Below are 5,319 nucleotides of genomic sequence, written 5' to 3'. Positions count from 1 at the left end.
TGTTCGGCGGCGTCCTACTCTCCCACACCCTCACGAGTGCAGTACCATCGGCGCTGGAAGGCTTAACTACCGGGTTCGGAATGGGACCGGGTGTTCCCCAACCGCTATGACCACCGAAACACTATGAAATTACCAACCCGTAGGCACCCAACCCACCCAGATACCGCCTCGGGTGGACCAGGTGGTCCGGTTCGGTTCTTTCAGAACCGCACAGTGGATGCGTAGCGTCTTCATGACAAGTCCTCGGCCTATTAGTACCGGTCAACTCCAGCCGTTACCGACCTTCCATCTCCGGCCTATCAACCCAATAGTCTCTTGGGGGCCTTAACCCACAAAGGGTGGGATACCTCATCTAGGAACAGGCTTCCCGCTTAGATGCTTTCAGCGGTTATCCCTTCCGAACGTAGCCAACCAGCAATGCCCTTGGCAGGACAACTGGCACACCAGAGGTCCGTCCGTCCCGGTCCTCTCGTACTAGGGACAGCCTTCCGCAAGTATCCTACGCGCGCGGCGGATAGGGACCGAACTGTCTCACGACGTTCTAAACCCAGCTCGCGTACCGCTTTAATGGGCGAACAGCCCAACCCTTGGGACCTACTCCAGCCCCAGGATGCGACGAGCCGACATCGAGGTGCCAAACCATGCCGTCGATATGGACTCTTGGGCAAGATCAGCCTGTTATCCCCGGGGTACCTTTTATCCGTTGAGCGACCACGCTTCCACAAGCCATGGCCGGATCACTAGTTCCGACTTTCGTCCCTGCTCGACCCGTCGGTCTCACAGTCAAGCCCCCTTGTGCACTTGCACTCGACACCTGATTGCCAACCAGGCTGAGGGAACCTTTGAGCGCCTCCGTTACCCTTTGGGAGGCAACCGCCCCAGTTAAACTACCCACCAGGCACTGTCCCTGATCCGGATCACGGACCGAGGTTAGACATCCAGTACGACCAGAGTGGTATTTCAACGACGACTCCACCATGACTGGCGTCACAGCTTCACAGTCTCCCACCTATCCTACACAAGCCGAACCGAACACCAATACCAAGCTATAGTAAAGGTCCCGGGGTCTTTCCGTCCTGCCGCGCGTAACGAGCATCTTTACTCGTAATGCAATTTCGCCGGGCCTGTGGTTGAGACAGTCGAGAAGTCGTTACGCCATTCGTGCAGGTCGGAACTTACCCGACAAGGAATTTCGCTACCTTAGGATGGTTATAGTTACCACCGCCGTTTACTGGCGCTTAAGTTCTCAGCTTCGCCCCGAAGAGCTAACCGGTCCCCTTAACGTTCCAGCACCGGGCAGGCGTCAGTCCGTATACATCGTCTTGCGACTTCGCACGGACCTGTGTTTTTAGTAAACAGTCGCTTCTCGCTGGTCTCTGCGGCCGAAAAATCCTAGCCCGCAAGGGGCTTCAAATCCCTCGGCCCCCCTTCTCCCGAAGTTACGGGGGCATTTTGCCGAGTTCCTTAACCACAGTTCGCCCGATCGCCTCGGTATTCTCTACCTGACCACCTGTGTCGGTTTGGGGTACGGGCCGCATGAACACTCACTAGAGGCTTTTCTCGGCAGCATGGGATCACTCTACTTCGCCTCAATCGGCTATGCATCACGTCTCAGGATACATGAACTGCGGATTTGCCTACAGCTCTCCCTACACGCTTACACCAGTACTACCACTCACTGGCGGAGCTACCCTCCTGCGTCACCCCATCGCTTGACTACTACAAGTTCAGGTCCCGCGCTCCACGTAGTCCCTCGTCCGAAGACTCGGGACAGGCTTTGGGCGGTTAGTATCACAAGGTTCGCCATGGGCGCGTTCACACGGGTACGGGAATATCAACCCGTTGTCCATCGACTACGCCTGTCGGCCTCGCCTTAGGTCCCGACTTACCCTGGGCGGATTAGCCTGGCCCAGGAACCCTTGGTCATCCGGCGGCAGAGTTTCTCACTCTGCTTTCGCTACTCATGCCTGCATTCTCACTCGTCCAGCCTCCACACCTGGATCACTCCGGCGCTTCAATGGCTGAACGACGCTCCCCTACCCATCCCAGCATTACACTGAAATGACACGGCTTCGGCGGTGTGCTTGAGCCCCGCTACATTGTCGGCGCAGGACCACTTGACCAGTGAGCTATTACGCACTCTTTAAAGGGTGGCTGCTTCTAAGCCAACCTCCTGGTTGTCTGGGCGACCCCACATCCTTTCCCACTTAGCACACACTTAGGGGCCTTAGCCGGCGTTCTGGGCTGTTTCCCTCTCGACTACGAAGCTTATCCCCCGCAGTCTCACTGCCGCGCTCTCACGTACCGGCATTCGGAGTTTGGTTGATTTCGGTAAGCTTGTGGGCCCCCTAGACCATCCAGTGCTCTACCTCCGGCACGAAACACACGACGCTGCACCTAAATGCATTTCGGGGAGAACCAGCTATCACGGAGTTTGATTGGCCTTTCACCCCTAACCACAGCTCATCCCCCAGGTTTTCAACCCTGGTGGGTTCGGGCCTCCACGCAGTCTTACCCACGCTTCACCCTGGCCATGGCTAGATCACTCCGCTTCGGGTCTAGACCACGCGACTCAATCGCCCTATTCGGACTCGCTTTCGCTACGGCTACCCCACACGGGTTAACCTCGCCACGCAGCACTAACTCGCAGGCTCATTCTTCAAAAGGCACGCCGTCACCCCTAAAGGCTCCGACGGATTGTAGGCACACGGTTTCAGGTACTATTTCACTCCCCTCCCGGGGTACTTTTCACCTTTCCCTCACGGTACTAGTCCGCTATCGGTCACCAGGGAGTATTCAGGCTTAGCGGGTGGTCCCGCCAGATTCACAGCAAATTCCACGAGCTCGCTGCTACTTGGGAGCACTGTAAGAAGACGGTGAGTTTTCGCGTACGGGACTTTCACCCTCTACGGCCACGCTTTCCAGACGCGTTCCGCTAACGACACCGTTTTATGACTTCTTGTCAGCTCGGCAGAACTGACGAACAGGTCCCACGACCCCGCACACGCAACCCCTGCCGGGTATCACACGAATACGGTTTAGCCTCTTCCGCTTTCGCTCGCCACTACTCACGGAATCACGGTTGTTTTCTCTTCCTGCGGGTACTGAGATGTTTCACTTCCCCGCGTTCCCTCCACACGCCCTATGTGTTCAGGCGTGGGTGACCCCACATGACTGGGGCCGGGTTTCCCCATTCGGAAATTCTTGGATCTCAGCTCGGTTGACAGCTCCCCAAGACTTATCGCAGTCTCCTACGTCCTTCATCGGCTCCTGGTGCCAAGGCATCCACCGTGTGCCCTTAATAACTTGCCACAAAGATGCTCGCATCCACTGTGCAGTTCTCAAAGAACAACCAGACACCACCCCACTACTGCCAACGCCTACCGGCAACCCGGCGGTTCGAAGACGGAGGTCGCCCTGTCGTTTCTCGCTGAGGAAAACACTCACGTGTTCTCTCAGGACCCAACAGCGTACCGAACACTAACCCTGAAGCCCCCAACGACCCTTCCACGCTCCCGAAGGAACAGTACTAACTCGTGCGGCAACCCGAAGCCCTGCATATAGCCAGCATCCACATCATTGAGCAACCATCCGACGATCATTCGCCGCCAGCATGGCTCTCCACCAGCCCTCCGAAGAGAACCGGTGAGGAATGCTCCTTAGAAAGGAGGTGATCCAGCCGCACCTTCCGGTACGGCTACCTTGTTACGACTTCGTCCCAATCGCCAGTCCCACCTTCGACCGCTCCCCCCAGCAAGCTGGTTGGGCCACGGGCTTCGGGTGTTACCGACTTTCGTGACGTGACGGGCGGTGTGTACAAGGCCCGGGAACGTATTCACCGCAGCGTTGCTGATCTGCGATTACTAGCGACTCCGACTTCACGGGGTCGAGTTGCAGACCCCGATCCGAACTGAGACCGGCTTTGTGGGATTCGCTCCACCTCACGGCTTAGCAGCCCTCTGTACCGGCCATTGTAGCATGTGTGAAGCCCTGGACATAAGGGGCATGATGACTTGACGTCATCCCCACCTTCCTCCGAGTTGACCCCGGCAGTCTCCCATGAGTCCCCGCCATAACGCGCTGGCAACATGGAACGAGGGTTGCGCTCGTTGCGGGACTTAACCCAACATCTCACGACACGAGCTGACGACAGCCATGCACCACCTGTACACCAGTCCGAAGAGGCCTACATCTCTGCAGGTTTCCGGTGCATGTCAAGCCCAGGTAAGGTTCTTCGCGTTGCATCGAATTAATCCACATGCTCCGCCGCTTGTGCGGGCCCCCGTCAATTCCTTTGAGTTTTAGCCTTGCGGCCGTACTCCCCAGGCGGGGTGCTTAATGCGTTAGCTGCGGCACGGAGGACGTGGAAGTCCCCCACACCTAGCACCCACCGTTTACGGCGTGGACTACCAGGGTATCTAATCCTGTTCGCTCCCCACGCTTTCGCTCCTCAGCGTCAGTATCGGCCCAGAGACCCGCCTTCGCCACCGGTGTTCCTCCTGATATCTGCGCATTTCACCGCTACACCAGGAATTCCAGTCTCCCCTGCCGAACTCAAGTCTGCCCGTATCGACTGCAGGCTCCACGTTAAGCGTGAAGTTTTCACAGCCGACGCAACAAACCGCCTACGAGCTCTTTACGCCCAATAATTCCGGACAACGCTCGCACCCTACGTATTACCGCGGCTGCTGGCACGTAGTTAGCCGGTGCTTCTTCTGCAGGTACCGTCACTTGCGCTTCGTCCCTGCTGAAAGAGGTTTACAACCCGAAGGCCGTCATCCCTCACGCGGCGTCGCTGCATCAGGCTTTCGCCCATTGTGCAATATTCCCCACTGCTGCCTCCCGTAGGAGTCTGGGCCGTGTCTCAGTCCCAGTGTGGCCGGTCACCCTCTCAGGCCGGCTACCCGTCGTCGCCTTGGTAGGCCATTACCCCACCAACAAGCTGATAGGCCGCGGGTCCATCCCATACCGCCGGAACTTTCCACCCACCACCATGCAGTGGCAGGTCGTATCCGGTATTAGACCTAGTTTCCCAGGCTTATCCCAGAGTACAGGGCAGGTTACCCACGTGTTACTCACCCGTTCGCCGCTCGTGTACCCCGAAGGGCCTTACCGCTCGACTTGCATGTGTTAAGCACGCCGCCAGCGTTCGTCCTGAGCCAGGATCAAACTCTCCAATAAGGAATGAGTTCGATCGCTCCGAACAACACTGACAAGTAATGTCAGTTGTCCAGTAACAATCTCAAAGGAAACCTCTTGACGAGGTTCATAAATTTACTGGCTATTCGGCACGCTGTTGAGTTCTCAAAGAACACGCGC

At 57.2% G+C, this 5,319-nt stretch carries 3 rRNA genes; all 3 read right to left on the bottom strand.

The annotated features are described in order from the left end of the window. Window position 1: 1 nt before the first annotated feature. Window positions 2–118: ribosomal RNA gene (rrf, locus tag B0I31_RS39830) — 5S ribosomal RNA — on the bottom strand. Between the two features lie 113 nt (window positions 119–231). Next, window positions 232–3,312 (bottom strand): 23S ribosomal RNA (locus B0I31_RS39825). A gap of 351 nt (window positions 3,313–3,663) precedes the next feature. Next, window positions 3,664–5,181: ribosomal RNA gene (locus B0I31_RS39820) — 16S ribosomal RNA — on the bottom strand. The 16S, 23S and 5S rRNA genes sit together here, the layout of an rRNA operon. Between the last annotated feature and the right edge of the window lie 138 nt (window positions 5,182–5,319).

Origin of the sequence: Saccharothrix carnea (assembly GCF_003014735.1) — a bacterium.
In the GTDB taxonomy this organism is placed as follows: domain Bacteria; phylum Actinomycetota; class Actinomycetes; order Mycobacteriales; family Pseudonocardiaceae; genus Actinosynnema; species Actinosynnema carneum.
This window is presented reverse-complemented; position numbering and strand designations above follow the sequence as displayed.